This window comes from Amycolatopsis sp. NPDC031561, assembly GCF_055580625.1.
This window is the reverse complement of sequence record NZ_JBVILA010000013.1, coordinates 110197-127215: the sequence shown is the minus strand read 5'-3', so window position 1 is coordinate 127215 and position 17019 is coordinate 110197. Positions and strand designations below refer to the sequence as shown.

General features: G+C 68.8%; 18 protein-coding genes. 7 read left to right on the top strand and 11 right to left on the bottom strand.

Annotated elements, in window-relative coordinates; all coding sequences use genetic code 11:
* Window positions 1–8: 8 nt before the first annotated feature.
* Window positions 9–1274 carry an alpha/beta hydrolase gene (locus tag ACZ5IK_RS24975; RefSeq protein ID WP_465489869.1) on the top strand — a complete coding sequence of 422 codons (1266 nt, stop codon included), beginning with the start codon at window positions 9–11 and terminating at the stop codon, window positions 1272–1274.
* 5 nt (window positions 1275–1279) lie between these two features.
* On the opposite strand, the gene ACZ5IK_RS24970 is transcribed toward ACZ5IK_RS24975, so the two are convergent.
* From ACZ5IK_RS24970 to ACZ5IK_RS24960, 3 genes are all read right to left on the bottom strand, one after another.
* A complete protein-coding gene (locus tag ACZ5IK_RS24970) occupies window positions 1280–3928 on the bottom strand; it encodes an ATP-binding protein (protein ID WP_465489868.1) in 2649 nt (882 codons plus the stop codon).
* A 125-nt stretch (window positions 3929–4053) separates the two neighbouring features.
* Window positions 4054–4644 carry an NADPH-dependent F420 reductase gene (locus tag ACZ5IK_RS24965; RefSeq protein WP_465489867.1) on the bottom strand — a complete coding sequence of 197 codons (591 nt, stop codon included), beginning with the start codon at window positions 4642–4644 and terminating at the stop codon, window positions 4054–4056.
* 30 nt (window positions 4645–4674) lie between these two features.
* Complete coding sequence (locus ACZ5IK_RS24960) at window positions 4675–5460, bottom strand: inositol monophosphatase family protein (protein ID WP_465489866.1); 786 nt, start codon at window positions 5458–5460, stop codon at window positions 4675–4677.
* Window positions 5461–5576: 116 nt separating this feature from the next.
* Between ACZ5IK_RS24960 and ACZ5IK_RS24955 the strand changes: the two genes are divergently transcribed.
* A complete protein-coding gene (locus ACZ5IK_RS24955) occupies window positions 5577–6458 on the top strand; it encodes a LysR family transcriptional regulator (protein WP_465489865.1) in 882 nt (293 codons plus the stop codon).
* Here ACZ5IK_RS24955 and ACZ5IK_RS24950 read toward each other — a convergent pair.
* The 4 genes from ACZ5IK_RS24950 to ACZ5IK_RS24935 all read right to left on the bottom strand — a co-directional run bounded on the left by ACZ5IK_RS24950 (window position 6455) and on the right by ACZ5IK_RS24935 (window position 9612).
* Window positions 6455–7420 carry an aldo/keto reductase gene (locus tag ACZ5IK_RS24950; RefSeq protein ID WP_465489941.1) on the bottom strand — a complete coding sequence of 322 codons (966 nt, stop codon included), beginning with the start codon at window positions 7418–7420 and terminating at the stop codon, window positions 6455–6457. The genes ACZ5IK_RS24955 and ACZ5IK_RS24950 overlap by 4 nt on opposite strands.
* Window positions 7421–7984: 564 nt before the next feature.
* On the bottom strand, window positions 7985–8533 hold the full coding sequence (locus tag ACZ5IK_RS24945; protein ID WP_465489864.1) for a cysteine hydrolase family protein: 549 nt from the start codon (window positions 8531–8533) through the stop codon (window positions 7985–7987).
* Between the two features lie 79 nt (window positions 8534–8612).
* A complete protein-coding gene (locus tag ACZ5IK_RS24940; protein WP_465489863.1) occupies window positions 8613–9038 on the bottom strand; it encodes a VOC family protein in 426 nt (141 codons plus the stop codon).
* Window positions 9031–9612, bottom strand: a complete 582-nt coding sequence (locus ACZ5IK_RS24935) for a PadR family transcriptional regulator (protein ID WP_465489862.1) — start codon at window positions 9610–9612, stop codon at window positions 9031–9033. Before ACZ5IK_RS24935 ends, ACZ5IK_RS24940 begins: the two co-directional genes overlap by 8 nt.
* A gap of 123 nt (window positions 9613–9735) precedes the next feature.
* Between ACZ5IK_RS24935 and ACZ5IK_RS24930 the strand changes: the two genes are divergently transcribed.
* Window positions 9736–10119, top strand: a complete 384-nt coding sequence (locus ACZ5IK_RS24930) for a nuclear transport factor 2 family protein (RefSeq protein ID WP_410598199.1) — start codon at window positions 9736–9738, stop codon at window positions 10117–10119.
* A gap of 6 nt (window positions 10120–10125) precedes the next feature.
* Here the strand turns inward: ACZ5IK_RS24930 and ACZ5IK_RS24925 are convergent, their stop codons facing one another.
* A complete protein-coding gene (locus ACZ5IK_RS24925) occupies window positions 10126–10794 on the bottom strand; it encodes a DNA alkylation repair protein (protein ID WP_465489861.1) in 669 nt (222 codons plus the stop codon).
* Between the two features lie 201 nt (window positions 10795–10995).
* Between ACZ5IK_RS24925 and ACZ5IK_RS24920 the strand changes: the two genes are divergently transcribed.
* Together ACZ5IK_RS24920 and ACZ5IK_RS24915 are read left to right on the top strand one after the other, a co-directional pair.
* Complete coding sequence (locus ACZ5IK_RS24920) at window positions 10996–11394, top strand: STAS domain-containing protein (RefSeq protein WP_465489860.1); 399 nt, start codon at window positions 10996–10998, stop codon at window positions 11392–11394.
* Window positions 11395–11416: 22 nt separating this feature from the next.
* Window positions 11417–12658 carry a PucR family transcriptional regulator gene (locus ACZ5IK_RS24915; RefSeq protein ID WP_465489859.1) on the top strand — a complete coding sequence of 414 codons (1242 nt, stop codon included), beginning with the start codon at window positions 11417–11419 and terminating at the stop codon, window positions 12656–12658.
* Between the two features lie 69 nt (window positions 12659–12727).
* On the opposite strand, the gene ACZ5IK_RS24910 is transcribed toward ACZ5IK_RS24915, so the two are convergent.
* Entirely contained in the window at window positions 12728–13573 is an 846-nt protein-coding gene (locus ACZ5IK_RS24910; protein WP_465489858.1) for an SGNH/GDSL hydrolase family protein, read from the bottom strand.
* 203 nt (window positions 13574–13776) lie between these two features.
* Window positions 13777–14355 (bottom strand): hypothetical protein, encoded by a 579-nt coding sequence (locus ACZ5IK_RS24905; protein WP_465489857.1) that lies wholly within the window; start codon window positions 14353–14355, stop codon window positions 13777–13779.
* Between the two features lie 121 nt (window positions 14356–14476).
* Between ACZ5IK_RS24905 and ACZ5IK_RS24900 the strand changes: the two genes are divergently transcribed.
* Window positions 14477–15388 (top strand): universal stress protein, encoded by a 912-nt coding sequence (locus ACZ5IK_RS24900; protein WP_465489856.1) that lies wholly within the window; start codon window positions 14477–14479, stop codon window positions 15386–15388.
* 4 nt (window positions 15389–15392) lie between these two features.
* Here the strand turns inward: ACZ5IK_RS24900 and ACZ5IK_RS24895 are convergent, their stop codons facing one another.
* Window positions 15393–15767 carry a hypothetical protein gene (locus ACZ5IK_RS24895; RefSeq protein WP_101607028.1) on the bottom strand — a complete coding sequence of 125 codons (375 nt, stop codon included), beginning with the start codon at window positions 15765–15767 and terminating at the stop codon, window positions 15393–15395.
* 72 nt (window positions 15768–15839) lie between these two features.
* On the opposite strand from ACZ5IK_RS24895, the gene ACZ5IK_RS24890 reads away from it, so the two are divergent.
* Window positions 15840–16913, top strand: coding sequence for a carboxylate-amine ligase (locus tag ACZ5IK_RS24890; protein WP_465489855.1), 1074 nt, complete (start codon window positions 15840–15842; stop codon window positions 16911–16913).
* Window positions 16914–17019 lie beyond the last annotated feature (106 nt).

The window sequence follows — 17019 nt, the reverse complement described above, 5'->3', positions numbered from 1 at the left end:
TAGTGGGGATGGCACTGGGGTCCACTCTCGTCACCACCGCGACGACGATCGTCGAGATGCTGCGCGACGAACGCTTCGACGAGGTCGCGGCGCTCTTCGCGCCACCGTTGCGTGCGGCCGTCTCGACCGACGCCCTCCGAGCCGCGTGGACGGCCGAAATCGGCAAACGCGGACCCATCACCGGCATCGGGGAACCGGAAGCCGAGCCCGTCGACGCGAGCCTGGCGCGGATCGGGGTTCCCCTCCACTGCGAGCACGGCGACCTCACGGTGCTCATGTCGATCGACGAAGGCGGTCTGCTGCAGGGTCTTCAGCTCGCGCCCGCGACGAGCACGGCGTGGACGCCTCCGCCCTACGCGGATCCGGCGGCGTTCACCGAACACGAAGTCACGCTCGACGCCGGATCGTCGGCCGTGGCGGGAACCCTGACCAGGCCGACGGAGCCCGGCGGCCGGGCAGGCGTGGTCCTGCTTGCCGGGGGCGGCCCCTTCGACCGGGACGAGACCAGCGGGCCGAACAAGCCACTCAAGGACCTGGCCTGGGGTCTCGCCTGCCGGGCCGTGACGACGCTGCGTTTCGACAAGATCACCCACACCCGGCGTGACGCCGCGAGCGCTCCCGGCTTCACGATGTCCGACGAATACGTGCCGCACGCCGCGGCCGCCGTCCGCCTGCTCCAGCGCGAGTCCACTGTGGACAGCGAGCGGATCTTCGTCCTGGGCCACAGCATGGGCGGGAAAGTCGCGCCACGGGTCGCCGCCGCCGAGCCCTCCGTCGCGGGATTGCTCATCCTGGCGGGCGACACCCAGCCGATGCACCATGCCGCGATCCGGGTCGCCCGCCACCTCGCGACCGTGGCCCCGGAGCTGCTCGGCCAGGACGCCGTCGACCTGTTCGCCCGCCAGGCCGCGAACGTCGACAGCCCCGACCTCTCCCCCGCCACTCCGGCCGCGGACCTGCCTTTCGGCTTTTCCGCGTCGTATTGGCTCGATCTCCGCGGCTACGATCCCGTCGCGACCGCGGCGGCGCTGGACAAGCCCATGCTCATCCTCCAAGGCGGTCGCGACTACCAGGTGACCGTCGAGGACGATCTGCCGCGCTGGCAGGCAGGCCTCTCGGATCGCCCGGACGTCACGATCCACGTCCACGCCGCCGACGACCACCTGTTCTTCCCCGGCACGGGACCGTCGACACCGGCCGACTACGAGAAGCCGAACCACGTCGACCGCGCGGTCGTCGACGACATCGCGGACTGGCTGGACGAGACGCGCTAGCGGCTTCAGGCCCCTTCCAGGAGATCCAGCTGCTTCTGCACCCGGCTGGACTCGTCGTTGCGCAGCTGGGATTGGTACGCGCGCAGGGCCTCGAGCCAGGTCTCGCGCGCGTTGTCCTTGTCCCCCAACGCGGCATGGGTGCGGGCGATGTAATCCAGAGTGTCCGCTGCCGCGTAGCTCGCGCCGAGTTCGCGGCGGAGGCTGAGCGTTTGCTCGAACCGCGTGAGCGCCTTGGCGTGATCACCGGTGGCGAAGGCGAGTTCGCCGAGAGTGTTGAGAACGGCCGCTTCGCCCAAAGGGGACGCGTGTTCGCGAAAGAGGGCGAGTGCGGCCTCGCACGCACTCTCTCCCCGGGATTCTTGGCCCAGTTTGATCGCGAAGGACGCGATCATGGTCAGCGCCCACGCCTCGCGGACCGGCCTGTGCGCTTCCCGGTACAGCGACATCGCCTGCGTGGCGTGGTCCAGTGCTTTCGCCAGTTCTCCTTGACGGGCCCACATGTACGCGGCCGCGTGGTGCGTGGGGGCGCGGTGCACGGCATCCAGGCCGTCGACTCCGGCGAGAGCGCGCCTGCCGTGTTCGAGTGACTTGGCGTGGTCACCCTGGCGCGAGTAGGCGTGGAGCAGCATCTGGTTCGCCAGGGTCAGGGGCAGCGGTTCGCCCAGCTGCTCGGCCGCGGCCAGCCCCGTCTGCCAGACGGCGACATCGGAATGGACATGCCCCTTCCACCAGTGAAAACCGTGCAGTCCCCAGGCCAGCTGCCAGACGGGCGCAAGCCATCGGCGTTCGAGAGCCGCCTGCTGGACGGACATGAGGTTGAGGTGTTCCGCGGTGAACCACGCGAGCGCGTCTTGGGGGTTCCGCACGGGGCGTGGTGCACAGCCGTCGCGAGGGGCGGGCAGTTCGATGGACTGGCCGTCCGGATCGAGCAGGAGATCGGCGGCATGCGCGGTGTGCACGTAGAAGTCGACGAGCCGGTGCAGCGCGTCGCCCTGCGCGGTCCGGTCGGGCCGCCGGTCCGCCCGCTCGGCGGCGTACAGCTTGACCAGGTCGTGCATCCGCCATCGGCCCGGAACATGCTGGTGGATCAGGGAAGTCCGTTCCAATGCCTGCAGTTCCGCGGAAACGCGGCCGACGGGCGCGTTCAGCAGATTGGCGGCGGCGGCGAGGTCGATGTCGACCACCGGGGCCACTCCCAGCAGTTCGAACATCTTCGCCTGGTCGTCGGAGAGCGCCGCATACGACCAGGACAGGACCGCGGGAAGGCTGGCGGCCGGGTCGCCTTCGTCGAGCGCGCCCAATCTGGTGGTCGCGTCGCGTAGTTCGGCGGCGAGGACGGCGAGCGGGAAGTCTCGGTGTGCCTCGGCGCGGCCGGCGACGATGCTCAGCGCCAGGGGGAAACCGCCGCAACAGGACAGGAGCTCGTCGACCGCGTCGGGTTCGGCGTTCAGCCTGCCCGCACCCAGTCGCGTGGCGAGCATTTCCCGGGATTCGTTGTCGGAGAAGACGTCCACGGGGATCGGGCGCGCACCGTGGGCGGTGACGAGGCCCGCCAGCCGGTCACGACTGGTGATCACCACCGTGCAGCCGGGACTGGCGGGCAGGAGGGGGACGACTTGTTTGGTGTCGCGGGCGTTGTCCAGCACGATCAGCATCCTCTTGTCCGCCAGGATGCTCCGGTACAACGCGGACTGGGCCTCCAGTTCGGCGGGCACCCGCGCCGGGTCGACCCCGAAAGTGTCCAGAAAGGCCTGCACCACGGCGCTCGGCGACAAAGGCTGCCCTTCCGGCGCGAAGCCGCGCAGGTCGACGAAGAGCTGTCCGTCCGGGAACAGGTCGAGATGCTGGTACGCCCAGTGCAGGGCGAGCCAGGTCTTGCCGACGCCCCCGGTGCCGAAGATCGCGGAGATCACGATCGTCGTGGCTTCTTCCGCCGCGTCTTCCAGTACCGAGGTGAGGACGGCGAGTTCGTCCGCGCGGCCGGTGAACGAGCGCGGCGCCGCGGGCAGCTGCCGCATTTCCGGCTCGCCGCGGCCACGCGACGCCGCGAGATACGTGAGATCGGCCGGGTACTGATGGTCCGGCAGCCAGATCCAGCCGATCGCCGACGTGTCTTTGACCTGGACGCGGGCGGGCCGGAACGTGGCCGGATCGATCACTTCGCTATTGCGCACCACTTCGTCGAAGAACCACTTCGACACGATCACCGCGAGCACGCCCTCGGATCGGGCGAGCGCGGTTCTGAGCGGGGCCGCGTCCAGTAACCGGAATGCGAAATTGACCGATTCCGCAGTCGCGCCGTGGTCGTCGTAGACGATTTCCCCGGCATGCAACGCCATGCGCAACCTAATTCGTTGTTCGGCCGGGTGCGCCGCGTTGTGCAGCGTCAGTCCGGCCGCCAACGCATTCGGCAGCAACTCGACGAAGGGCGCCTTCGGAATATGCGACGGCGCGAGCACGAAAACCCCGTCACCCCGGTCCTCGTGATGACATTCCGACCAGGGCGCGCCCGCCACCTCGAAACCCTGGGACAAGGTGCGGTACAAGGCTTCGCGGACAACGAGCTGATGCGGCGTCGTCCTGCGCAAGTCCGTGAACGCCTCGACATCCACGATCACGATCGTCCGATGTACCGCCTGCTGACGGCGCTCCATCTGGTACCTATCCCCTCACGGCGACTCTGCCGATTCCCTGCTTCGAAGGTACCACCGCGAGGGACGAAGAGAACGCACCGGAATTCCGGGCGGGCGGAGTGGAACACAATTCGAACTCGTTGTCTTCAGCGAGCGATCGAGAGGGCGAAAGGGGCGAATCCGCCGGCCCGGATGACGTGCGGTACGAACAGGACCGCGGCTTCGGTGGCCCGCGCGGTCTCGATTCCTCCGAGGTCCGTGATCCACTCCGGATGCCAGCCGAGGTCCGTGAGCAGTCCTTTTACGGTTTGCTTGGCCTGCGGATTCTGACCGGAAAGGAACGCGGTGGGCGGCTGGGTCAGCGAAGCGGGCGCGGCCATCACCGAATACAACATCGTGTTGAGGCTTTTGACGACACTGGTGTCGGGAAGCGCGTCCTGAAGGTGCTCCGCGAGACTCGAGCCGGGGTAGAGCAGACCGGCGGGCAGCCCGTCCGGTCCGTCGGCGGTGGCGTTGGAGACGTCGACGAGGATCTTGCCCCGCAGTTGTTCTCGCAGCGCGGACAGCTGTTCGAGGGAACTCGCGCCCGGGGTGGCGTTGATGACGATCTGCGCCTTCTGCGCAGATTCGGCGGCGGCACCCGGTGTGCTGTCCGCAACGGACACCTCGTGTCCTGCCTTGGCGAGTGCGTCGGCGAGAGTGCCTCCGACGCGGCCCTTTCCCAGTACGGCGATCATCTTTGCTCCAGTTTTGTAGGTTGTGGACGGTCAGCGGGAGAGCGCGGCGACGGCTTCGGCGTGCACACCGGGCGCGGCGGCCAGGAAACTCCCGCTCGCGGGGCTCCAGGGGTGGCCTTCGACGTCGGAGATCCGGCCACCGGCCTCGGCCACGAGCAGCGCCCCGGGAAGCAGGTCTGCACGGGCGCCGGCGAACTGCCAGAAAGCGTCGACGCGACCGGCGGCCACGTTCAGCAGGTGCAGCGTCGCGGGCACGGAAGTGCGCACCACGAGCGCTTCCTGGAGCATCGCGGTGATCGAGGAGCCGACGCGCCGCACGACCGCTTCGTCCTCGTCCGGCCTGGCCTGACTGGTGGCGACGAGGCTCAGGCCCAGGTCCGCGGTGTCGGACACGTGCAGCGGCTGGCCGTCGCGCCAGGCTCCGCCGCCCGCGAGCGCGGTGTAGGTCTCGCCGGTCAGCGGCTGATGGACCGCGGTGAGCACCGGTTGGTTCTCACGCACGAGCGTGGCGGTGACCGCCCATTCCGGCAGGCCGTGCAGGTGGTTGATGTTGCCTTCGACCGGATCGACGACCCACCACTCGCCGGAAGGCAGTACACCGCCGTCGAGCTCCTCCTCCACCCATTGGGCGTCCGGGCGCAGGCTCGTGAGGTGGGGGCGCAGCACCTCGATGGCCGCCGCGTCGTTGGCGGCGAGGACGTCCATCAGCTCACCGCGGGTCCGGTAGCGGGCCACCTCTCCGAAACGCTCGAGCAGGGCCGCGCCTGCCGCGCGGGTGGCCATCGCCGTCTGGGCGAGGAGATCTGTTCCGGGCATGACGGTTTTCCCATCCTGAGCGAGGTTCTCGGGGGTCGATCGGCCCCTCACTCATGAAGGTAGGTGCGCATTCAATTAACAGCAAGTGCATGTTAGGCACGGTTAAGATGATTCTCATGCACTTGGATTTGAACCTGCTTTCGGCGCTCGACGCCCTGCTCGAAGAAGGCAGCGTGGCCGCGGCGGCCGAGCGCCTGCACGTCACCGCGCCCGCGATGAGCCGGAGCCTCGGCCGGATCCGGCGCACGACCGGGGACCAGATCCTGGTACGCACCGGGCGCACGATGACTCCGACGCCCTACGCGATCGCCGTCCGGCAGCAGGTGCACGAACTCCTCCAGGAAGTCCGCGGCGTACTGGCGCCGAGCCGTGAACTAGACCTTACGACGCTCGAACGCACCTTCACCCTCCGTTGGCACGATTCGCTGGTCGCCCTCGCGGGCCCGGCCCTGCTCAAGGCCGTGCGCGACCAGGCACCGGGCGTGCGCCTGCGTTTCATCGCGGAATCGAGCATCGACACCCCCGAGCTCCGCCGCGGCGAGGTCGACCTCGAGGCGAACGCGGGTCATCCGGCCACGCCCGACATCCGCGCCGAGAAGGTGGCGGAAACCCGCCACGTCGTCGTCGCACGGCAAGGACTCCCGCTCACCGCCGCGCAGTACGCCGCGGCCGAGCACGTCACCGTCTCACGGCGCGGTCGGCTCGAGAACGCCCTCGACGAGGCTCTCGCGCAACTCGGGCTCACCCGGCGCGTGGTGGCGTCCGCTCCCACCGAGGCGGCCGCGTTCGCTTTCGTGCGTGGCGGGGACTTTCTCGCCACGGTCCCCGAATCCACCGCCCGTTCGGCGGCCGCGGACCTCGGTCTCGCCCTGCTCCCGCTCCCCCTCGAACTGCCGCCCGCCGCGGTGTACCTGTCCTGGCACCAGCGCTACGACACCGACCACGCACACCGCTGGCTGCGTGATCTCGCCCGGACCGCGTTGGCCGACGCCGGCTAACGGATCAGGCCCGCGGCACGCAGATCGGTCCAGACCCGCGCGGGAACCTCCACGGCGAAGGACTCCAGGTTGCGCCGCGCCTCCTCCGCGGACCGCATCCCCACCGCGATACCGGCGACCGCCGGATGCTGCAGCGGGAAGGCCATGGCGACCTGGGGAAGCGTCACGCCGTGCGCCTCGCACACGTCGGCGATCTTGTTCGCCCGCCCCAGAACATCCGGCGTCACGGCCTCGTAGTCGAAGTACGCTCCCGCGTCCGGCCGCGGGACGGCGAGCAGCCCGGAGTTGAAGATCGACGCCGCGATCACCGAGACCCCGCGGTCCTCGCAAGCGGGCAAGAACGTGTCGAGCGCGCTGTGATCGAGCAGCGTATGGCGACCGGACTGCATGACCACGTCGACATCCGCTTCCCGCACCAAAGTGGTCAGCATCGCCGTGTCGTACATACCGGCACCGATCGCGCCGACGACCCCTTCCGACCGCAGCTCCGCGAGCGCCGGATAGCCCTCGCGCAACGCGTCGTCGAAGAACTCCTCGGCGTCGTGCAGGTACAGCACGTCGATCCGGTCCAGGCCCATCCGCTCCAGCGAGTCCTCGACACTGCGCCGGATCCCGTCACGGGTGAAGTCGCGTACGCGGGAATGTGTTGCGGGAACGTGGAAACCGGCCGGATCCAGCTTCCCGTCGGCGTCCTGCGGCACCAGCAGCCTGCCGACCTTCGTCGACAGGACGAAGGAATCACGCGGCCGCCCGCGCAGGAATTCACCGATCCTGCGCTCGGAATGCCCGATCCCGTAGTGCGGAGACGTGTCGTAGTACCGAATCCCGCCGTCCCACGCCGCGGCGAGCGCCCCGGCGGCCGTCTCGTCGTCCAGCGGCGCGAACAGCCCGCCCAGCGGCCCGCCGCCGAACCCCAGCCGCGTCACCTCGACGCCGGTGCTCCCCAGTCGTTTCGTCTTCATCCCCAGCCCGTCTCTCCTGATCGGCTCGCGGGCCACGTTGCCATAGTGCGGCGATCTTCACCTCAGGTTTTCGAGTGGGGCGCATCGACCACGTGTTTCCTGCTAGTCCCCCGTCCCGCGATGGGTCTCGCAGTCCGGATTCGGGCATTCGGCCGCGTGCCGCGCGTTCCAGGCCGCGCGCATCGAGTCGTGCCGCCGCGAGAACTCCGCGTCCCGCCGCACCTGCCATACCGAGGGGCCACCCTGCGGACGACGAGGAGTTCATGCGGCGCGCACTCCTCGCCTTCCCGATGCGGGTCTTCGGCCCACGCCTGCCGGCTCGCGTCGAGAAGGACTTCGTTTTCCCGCCAGTCGACGAGCACGCCGTGCAAGTCCGGCAGATCGACCGTCACGACCGCCCCCGCGGTACCGGTCGGGTGCCCACTGGGAGCGACCGGCAGCCCTGCGGCCGCCAGCTCGGCCTGGACGATGTCGCGCAAGGTCTCCAACCGAAACCGTCGGTCGGGTTCGATTCCAGCGGGTGTTTCCGTCATGCCGCCATCTTCTCCGGCACCACCGACAAAATCACCGCGTCCCCCAGCCCGCACAGGACACGACCTCGAATCCCCGGCTGGGGAAGACGGCGTCGACGAAGAAGTCGTGGATCGCCGTGTCGCCGTCGGCGCACCCGTCGCGCAGCACGGTCACGTGGTAGCCGCGGTCCGCCGCGTCGTAACACGTCGCGGCCACCATCGCGCTGGTCGCGACCCCGGCGATCACGACGGTGTCGACGCCCCGGGAGCGGAGCACCAGATCGAGATCGGTCCCGGCGAACGCGCTGGCACGGCGTTTCACCACGACGACGTCTTCGGTGGCGACCGGCAGAGCGAGCTCGGTCCCGGCCGAGCCCTCGTGGAAGGTGTCCCCGGCTTCGTGGAACGACGCGAACAGCGCGTTGCCCGGCGGCAAGTCGGCACCGTTACCCCGAAGCGCGAAGTGGACGAACACCACGAGGGCGCCTGCCTCGCGAGCGCGGGGCAACAGTTCCGTGAGCGGCGGCAGTACTCGCTCGGCGAACGGGTAGTTGCCCGTGATGCCTCGCTGGAGGTCCCCGATGATCAGCGCGGTGGTCATGACGGGAAGTTACCCGAACGTCTGATTATTAGCGTTGTCCTGGGCACCCTCGACGCGCTGCTTTGCCGCGCCTGAGCGATCAGCCGACGAAGATGCAGAACGGATGCCCCGCCGGATCCGCGTAGACGCGCAGTGGTTCGTCCGGGTCGTCGCTGCGGTCGAGCAGCAGGCGCCCGCCGAATTCGAGGACACGGCCGTCCTGCGCGTCGAGCTCCTCGACCGAGTCCACGGTCAGGTCCAGGTGCAGTTGCTGGGGAATCGGCTCGGCCGCCGGCCAGCTCGCTTCGGGCAGCCGATCGACCTGCTGGACGGCGAGTTGCGTCCCGCCCTGGGGATTCCTCAGCACCAGCCAGTCTTTGCCGCGCTCGTCCTCGACGCCGGGCGGTGGCGGTTCGTCGCCGGGCCGGTAGTTCCACACCAGCAGACGCCGGTAGAACTCCGCCAGCGCGCGGGCATCGGTGCCGTCCAGCACCACCTGACGGAACGTGGGACCTCGCTCAACCATGCCGATCACCTCCGGATCGCACGGTAGCGCGTCGATCGAGAACGGTGAGAACCTCCTCGCACCAGCGGATGTTCTCCTGCTCGAACGCGATACCGCGGGCGAGGGTCAGATACGGGCCGACACGGGGCGAGGCGACGAGGAACTCCGCCTCGGAGGACTCACCGAGAAGACGGTCCCGGAGCCGCTCGAACCGCTTGAGCTTCGTTTCGGCGGTGGCCATCCTGTCCGCGACGGCTCGCCGGATCGCCTCGTCGTCACCCGCCTCGACGGCCTGGATCTGCACCAGCAGTTCGTCGCGGATCGCCGTCGGTTTCGGCGCTCGCGTGGTGAAGTCGGCGAGTTCGGCCGCGCCGTCGTCGGTCAAGGAGAACAGCCGCTTGTTCGGCCGTCGCCGCTGTTCGACGACACGTGCCGTCACGAGGCCCTGCGTCTCCATCTTGTCCAGCTCCCGGTAGAGCTGCTGGGGCGTCGCGGTCCAGAAGTTGGCGACCGAGGCGTTGAAGCTCTTCGCCAGGTCGTAGCCCGAAGACTCGCCTTCCAAGAGCATCGCGAGGATCGCGTTCCGCAGCGCCATGACCCGATGATAGTCACCAGCGGACTAGTCGCAAAGTTGACTAGTCACTTTGATGGACACCGGTGCGGTGATCACATACCCTCGGCGTCACCTAATCAACAAGTTGACTATGAGGTGAGCGTCATGACCACGTTCCGTCAGGCCGTCGAAGCCAAGGACGCCGCCGCTATCGAGGCGCTGCTCGCCGACGACGTGGTCTTCACCAGCCCGGTGGCGTTCAAGCCCTACCAGGGCAAGGCGATCACCGCGGCCATCCTGCGCGGGGTCCTGCGCGTGTTCGAGGACTTCCGCTACGTCCGCGAGATCCAGGACGGCGCTCACCACGTGTACGAGTTCGAAGCGACCGTCGACGGGCTTCAGATCAACGGGTGCGATCTCCTGACCTTCGACGACGACGGCAAGATCGCCGACTTCAAGGTGATGGTCCGGCCGCTGCGGGCCGCGGAGGCGCTCGCGGGGCGCATGGGTGCCCAGTTCGAGGCCATCAAGGCGGACGCGCTCGGCTGAGCGCGCCTACTTCTCCTGCCGTCGCACCATTTCGGCGATCCAGGCGGGCGCGAACGGCGACGTGCAGTTCGGCGGGGTCGGATAGTCCTTGAGCACCGCCAGGCGCTCGCCGATGCCGATCGCCCGGGCGCGGTATTCGGCGTGCTCGATCCCGATCTGCGCCAGGCAGTGGTTCATCGCCCACTGCAGGCGATCCGGAGCGTCCTTCATCTCCGTCTCGATGATGTCGAGCAGTCGCGTGAGGTCGAGACCCTCGGGTTTCTTCGCCACGCGGTCGGTGGTCAATGCCCAACCCGCACTCGCGACCACGGGATCCGGATCCGCGAACCAGGCGAGACGCAGCTCTTCAGCGTGCGGGTTCTTCTTGACCACGTAGTTCACGAGCCAGTCGTGCACCTTCGGAGTGCGCGCCTCGCGCACCATCCGATCCAGGTCCTCGCCTTCGAACGCCTTCGGACGGCAGATCAAGAGCGCGAGCAATTTCGCCGCGGTGTCGTCCGTTTCCCAGAGTTCGCGCGCCAGCTCTTGCTGCGTCTTCAACCGCTTCGCGAGCGCCCGCAGCTTGCCGAGGTTCACGCCGTGGTCGTCACCGTGTTTCTCGTTCACTTCGCGTGCCCGCGGATCGTCGAGCGTGGCCAGTTCGGCCAGCACTTCGGCCCTCGTCGTGCCGGTCACGTCAGCCTCCTGTCTCGGCGCGTGAGATCCAGCCTAAAGAACGGAGCCGATGACCGGCCCGGCAGCGCTCATCCGGCGTGCCGGGCCGCGGGACTGCTACGGTTGGCTCGTCGCGGTTCAGACACCAGCCGCCGGGCCCCCTTCTTTGGGTCCGGCATGCCTTCTGGCTCCAGCCGGACCCCATACCGGCAAGGAGTCAACTTGACCGACTATCGCGCACCCGCCTCCGATCCGCCCCGTCCGGCCCGGAGATTCGTGTCCCCGCTCGACATCTCGGTCACCGCATCCGGCACCGACACCGTGGTCACCGTTTCCGGCGAAATCGACCTAGCCGTCTCGGACGGCCTGCGGCGAGCCCTGGAGGAAGAACTCCGGTTCACGCCGGCGCTCATCGCGGACCTGTCCGCCGTCACCTTCTGCGATTCGTCCGGTTTCACGGCCCTCGTCCAGATCCGGGCGAAGACCGAGGAAGCGGGCATCCCCTTCATCCTGGTCACCCAGGAACGAGCCCTGTTGCGCCCGATGTCGCTCCTCGGTCTCGACGCCGTCTTCAACGTGCACCCGACCCTCGATTCGGCACGGGACGCGCTCACTCGCTGACAAGCTGTCATGATGGCTGGTTGTGACGGGTGACAAGGATTCAGGATTCCGCATCGGCGGACGTCCGCTGGCGGAACGCCTGACCGAAGTCCTGCCGACGCTCGCGAAGACGGTGCTCTCCGAGATCGTGTCCCGGATCCCGGAATACGGCCTGCTGCCCGCCGAGGAACTCAGCGGTGACATCACGCATGTGATCGAACAGAACCTGCGTTCGTTCATCGACACCCTGCGCACCGGGGCCACACCGGCGCGGGAGGAACTCGACTTCCTCCGCGAATCGGCCGCCCGGCGTGCGGAAGAGGGTATCCCGATCGACATCGTGCTCACCGCCTATCACGTCGGCATCCAAGTGGTCTGGGCGTCGCTGACGCCGGACGCGCGCCCGGAGGAGGTCGCCGACGTCCTGGCCGTCAACGCGCTGACCCTGCGCTACCTCGAGGTGGTCACCCCCGCGGTCGGCGCGGGGTACCTCGACGAGCGCCAGACGATGTTCGACGACGAGCGTTCGGCACGGCACACGGTGCTGTCCGCCCTGCTCGACGGCGACCCCGCGGACGTCGCGGCCGGGCAGGCGGGCCTGCGCCTGCCACCGTGCTACATCGTCCTCGCCGCGACTGTCGGGGCGCATCCCGACGAGGAGGCCAACGGCGTCGATCCGCTGGTCGCCGGGCGCCGGAAGCTCCGGCGGCTGCGGGTCGAACTGGAGCGGCAGATCCGGGGCACCGTCCTGACCTCGCTCACCTCCGAGGGCGGTATCGCCTTGCTACCGCACGAAACCCCGGCCGACGAACTGTCCACACACGACTGGGCGCGCCTGGAGCGCGTCCTCACCGACGTCGCCCGCACGGCGGGCGCCGAGGTCATCGCCGGGGCCGCCGCGGCCGAACCGGCCGGCGTGCCCGACGCGGTGAAGCTCGCGCAGGACGTGCTCGCGGTCGCCACCGGATCCGGGCGGCCGCCCCGGCTGTACCGGCTCGACGACGTGTTGCTCGAATACCAGCTTTCCCGCCCCGGTCCAGCCCTCGAAAGGCTGGCCGCCCGGCTGGAACCGTTGGGCGGCAACGAAGAACTCCTTCAGACACTGGAGACCTTCCTCAGCCGTGGAGGGCGGCGGCAGACCGCCGCGGTCCTTCACGTCCATCCCAACACGGTCGACTACCGGCTACGCCGGATCGCCGATCTCACCGGGCTGGATCCCACCCGGCTCGAGCACATCGCCCTGTTGAGCGCGGCCCTCTCGGCCCGGTCCGCCAAAAGCGGCTGATGTTCCCCAGTGTCGCATTTGAGTCGCTGAGCGTCTCGAATGCGACATTGGGAACACGGACCGGGATCCTCAGCCCGCCGCCCGCGCGATCGCGGCGCCGAACACCGCCATCCCCTGTGCGTTCGGATGCAGCGGGGCCGCGGCGTGCGCCGGGATCAGGCCTTCGAGGTACCGATCGCGCGGGGCGGCGCAGATGTCGTGCCCGACGGTGAGCGAGGCGAAGTCGACGAACGTCGCGCCACGGGCCTCGGCCTGCTTCCGGGCGGTGGAGCTGATCAGATCCATCACGCTCTGCAGGTAGTTCGCGTCCCGCGCCCAGACCGGCTGCACGGGGTAGCAGCCGTTGTGCCGGACGTAGGTGCCGTACCCGGTGACGAGGACCTTCGCGTGCGGCGCCCGCATTCGGATCTCGTCGAGCGCGGCGCCGAATTTCGGGGCCCACGCACGGATCGAGTCGCCCAGCGGATCCTTGCCGCCCGCGGTGAGCCGGTCCGCGCACGAGAGCCCGGCCGGTTCGGGCAGGAGGTTGATACAGCTGAGGGCCTGTTGGAACAGTCCGGAATCGTTGGCGCCCATGGTGATCGACACCAGGCCCGTCGACGGCTTGAGCGCGTCGAGCTGCGGAGCGAGGATGCCGAACCGCCGGTTCGTGAGATCGGCCGTCACCGCTCCCGAACACGAAACGTCGGTCAGTTCGGCCCCGAGCGTCTTCGCGGCGAGAGCCGGGTAGTCGTGATCCGAACGCAGGCACAGCAGGTTGGGATCCTGGTTCGGGACGAGCGGCCCGGCCGCGGCCGAATCGCCGAGGGCGACGTACTCCAGCTTGGCCGCCTCCGCCGGAATCGCCGCCGCGGTCACCGCGATCCCCGCCGCCAGTGCCACCAATCCCGCCCTGAACCGCCTGCTCGGCCTCATGCCGCCTCCAACGTCGTTGTTGTTACCGCGCGGTAATGTGTCTTCACATCTTGCGCGCGGTGAGGCGGCGCGGAGGTGGGGAATTCCCCAGACTTGCCGGGGACGTCGTTGTGACGCGTCACCAAGATCGACAGCCTGCGCGGGTTCGTCTCCGACAAACGTCGCGGCCCTTCTCCAAGCCGGTCGACCCGATCGCCACCCCACTACTCGACGCACCTGAGCCGCTGTCCATTGCGGACCTCGGCGAGCGACCAATCGCCGATTCGAGTGAGCCCTCGCCGCGACGTGGTCCTCGGGGCAAGCTCAGCAGCGGCGGAATCCGTGACTACCAGTACCGACTCGTCCAGCGTGTGAAACAAGCGTTCCTTCGCGCCCCTCTCATCGAGTACGCCTGCGATCAGCAGAAGCGGCCGTTCGCCGATTTGCAGACTTACCTGGGCCAGAACGCCCTCGTCAGCGAAGGCAGCCACCTGCTCGACCTGTCTGATCGGCAACTCGGCCAACGTCCTCCATCGGTAGATTCCGCCCCACAGCCCCTTGTCCAGAAACAGTGCTTCCGGGACGACCCGCAGCCCGAACGCGGTGTCGTCTTCGTAAGCATCGACACTCCACACGGCATCATCGTCCAGACGTACTTGCAAGCCGAGCACCTGCAAACAGGGCACCCTCGGGTCGGCGATCTGGGGGCTGCCGCCTGCCACGCCAGTCCACGACTCGACGTACCTACCACACAGCGACGCGAACTCCCGCGACCGCTCGACTACCCAGTCAGCCTCCGTCACACCAGCAGTATGTCCGCGACTTCGGAAGATAGTTACCGGATATTCGCCATAGCTCGCCGAACGACGGACGCTTGAAGATCGGCCCGAGCGGGTACCCGTCGTTTGCCGGAGGTGAGGACCGATGTCGCACGCACAGCAGGGAAACGGCCCCGTGGTGACCGGATTCGACGGCTCGCCGGAGGCCCGCCGGGCCGTCGCCTGGGCGGTCGCCGAGGCGAAGACCCGCGGACGCGGCCTGGTGCTGGTGTACTGCACCAAGGACCGGTTGCCACCGCCGGGTTCCGACCCCGTCGCCGCCCCGCTCACGCAGGTCGTCCCGGAGGCTGCCGGCGAACCCGCGGGACGGCAATTGGAAGCCATGGCCGAGGAGCTCCAGCGCACCGATCCGGGTCTCGAAGTCCGGACCGTCGAGCGCGGAGGCACCCCGGACGAGGTGCTGGTGTCGATCGCCGACGAGACGGACGCGGCGATGATCGTGCTCGGCGAATCCCACACCGGGGTGTTCGCCCGCGCCGTGACCGGCTCGACCGAGGCCGAGGTCGCCCAGCATGCCGGACGGCCGGTGGTCGTCGTCCGCGGCGAGGAGCCCCCGCCGGACGGGCCGGTGATCCTCGGCGCCGACGGCACTGATCAGAGCGCGCAGGCGGCCGGGTTCGCGTTCGACTTCGCGGCGAGGCACGGCCGGGTCGTGCACGCGGTCCACGCGGCGCGGCTCTCCATCTGGGGGCCCGCGAGCGAACCGCTGCTCGGCGGTCCGGTGATGGATCCGGTCCAGCCGATCCCCCAGGAGATCGCGGACCAGCTCGTCGAGCAGCAGCTCCAGCCTTGGCGGGAGCGCTATCCGGGGGTGCCGGTGGAGATCGTGCACGGCGTCGGGCCGACAGCGCAGGCGCTGACCGTGCAGTCGAGCGAGGCGGCGTTGCTGGTCCTCGGCCGGAGCGACCACGGGAGCCTTCGGCGCCTGTTGCTGGGCTCGGTCAGCGATGACGCGCTCCACCACGCCCACTGCCCGGTGGCGGTGGTGCGCTCTTAGCGCCTCAGGCGGAACCGTCCAGCGGTGCGGCCAAGCCGCCGAGCAACCGTTGCGACGCCCGGAGTTCTTGTGCCATCAGCAATCCGGCGGCCCGGGCGCGAGCGAGTGCCAGGCCGACCTCCGCCACGGTGTCCCAGGCCTCGGCCGACGGCCCGGTGCTCGGGAGGCCGCCGTCCAAGAGCCTTTCTTCGAGCTGCTCCTGGAGTCCGGGCAGGATGTGGGCGAGGTCGTCGGACAGCCGGCGCAGCGCGCCGAGTGTCCGGTTGAGATCGGCCGCGGAGTCGAGTTCGTCGTCCTGCACCCGGCGGTACAGATGGCGCACGACGGAAGAGGCCTGCGCGGCCAGCAAGTACGGCGGTTCCGCCGAGACGGGGTCCATACCCGGTGAATACCCGGAACCGGTATCGGGAAAACAGGTTTACCGGGGACCGCCGGTGGCTATCCCGCGTTCGTGACCGGTGACGAACTCACTTTCGGTATCGAAGAGGAGTTCTTCGTCGTAGACCGCGAAGGACATCTCTCCCTCAGCGGCAACGTCGTCGTCGACTCCGCAGAAGAAGGCCAAGGAGAACTGCAGCACGAACTCACCCTTTCCCAGGTCGAATCCGCGACCGGTATCTGCCGGACGCGCGACGAGGGGTTACACCAGCTGAAAGCCCTCCGTGCCGAACTCTCCGAAGCGGCGGCTCAGCGGGGCTCTCGCCTCCTCGCCTGCGGAAGCCCGCCGATGGCCGAAGCCGAGCTGCCGTCGATCACCCCGAACCCCCGCTACGAGCAGATGGCCAGGCATTTCGGCGCCACCGCACGCGCCACGTCGACCTGCGGCTGCCACGTCCACATCGCGATCCCGGACCGGGAAACGGGTGTCCGGTTGATCAGGCGGATCCGGCCCTGGCTGCCCGCGCTGCTCACGCTCACCGCGAATTCCGCGATCTCGGACGGCATCGACACCGGCTACAGCAGTTGGCGGTATCAGCAATGGTCCAGATGGCCGTCCGCGGGCCCGCCGCCGGAGTTCGCCTCACTCGACCACTACGAGAGCATCGTGGACGCCTGGCTGCGCGCGGGCGCGATCCTCGACCGCGCGATGGTTTATTGGGACGTAAGGCTTTCCGAGGGGCAACCGACGGTCGAGTTCCGGTTCTCCGATGTGGCGTCGACACCGGACGAGGCGGTCCTGCTCGGCATCCTGATCCGGGGGCTGGTCACCACGGTCCTCGACGAGGGCGAGCCTGCCTCCCGGCTGTCCAACGAGGTGCTGCGCGCGCATCTTTGGCGTGCCTCCCGCGAAGGGCTTTCCGGTCAGTGCCCGCATCCGGTCACGGGGGACCTCGCCCCGGCACCGAAGGTCGTCGACGACGTCGTGGCCTTCGCGGCGTCCGCGCTGGAATCGACCGGCGACCTGGACTTCGTCCGCGACGGTTGCGCGCGGCTGTTCGAAAGCGGGAACGGCGCGGACCGGCAACGGAGGCGGTTCGAAGAGCGGAAGAGCCCTGAGGACGTGGTGGACCTGTTCGTCGTCTGACCCGGTTTGGTTGCGGTGACCGGCGCGTCGGCGTCCTTGCTCCGCCGAGGCTGCCCGCGCCGGTCCACCTCGCGGCCGGTGGTCGCACAACCACGCTTCACCGGCC

Coding starts and splice junctions, on each gene's coding strand:
- ACZ5IK_RS24975 (WP_465489869.1), top strand. CDS start 9: ATGGCACTGGGGTCCACTCTCGTCACCACCGCGACGACGATCGTCGAG.
- ACZ5IK_RS24970 (WP_465489868.1), bottom strand. CDS start 3,928: ATGGAGCGCCGTCAGCAGGCGGTACATCGGACGATCGTGATCGTGGAT.
- ACZ5IK_RS24965 (WP_465489867.1), bottom strand. CDS start 4,644: ATGATCGCCGTACTGGGAAAGGGCCGCGTCGGAGGCACTCTCGCCGAC.
- ACZ5IK_RS24960 (WP_465489866.1), bottom strand. CDS start 5,460: ATGCCCGGAACAGATCTCCTCGCCCAGACGGCGATGGCCACCCGCGCG.
- ACZ5IK_RS24955 (WP_465489865.1), top strand. CDS start 5,577: ATGCACTTGGATTTGAACCTGCTTTCGGCGCTCGACGCCCTGCTCGAA.
- ACZ5IK_RS24950 (WP_465489941.1), bottom strand. CDS start 7,420: ATGAAGACGAAACGACTGGGGAGCACCGGCGTCGAGGTGACGCGGCTG.
- ACZ5IK_RS24945 (WP_465489864.1), bottom strand. CDS start 8,533: ATGACCACCGCGCTGATCATCGGGGACCTCCAGCGAGGCATCACGGGC.
- ACZ5IK_RS24940 (WP_465489863.1), bottom strand. CDS start 9,038: ATGGTTGAGCGAGGTCCCACGTTCCGTCAGGTGGTGCTGGACGGCACC.
- ACZ5IK_RS24935 (WP_465489862.1), bottom strand. CDS start 9,612: ATGGCGCTGCGGAACGCGATCCTCGCGATGCTCTTGGAAGGCGAGTCT.
- ACZ5IK_RS24930 (WP_410598199.1), top strand. CDS start 9,736: ATGACCACGTTCCGTCAGGCCGTCGAAGCCAAGGACGCCGCCGCTATC.
- ACZ5IK_RS24910 (WP_465489858.1), bottom strand. CDS start 13,573: ATGAGGCCGAGCAGGCGGTTCAGGGCGGGATTGGTGGCACTGGCGGCG.
- ACZ5IK_RS24900 (WP_465489856.1), top strand. CDS start 14,477: ATGTCGCACGCACAGCAGGGAAACGGCCCCGTGGTGACCGGATTCGAC.
- ACZ5IK_RS24895 (WP_101607028.1), bottom strand. CDS start 15,767: ATGGACCCCGTCTCGGCGGAACCGCCGTACTTGCTGGCCGCGCAGGCC.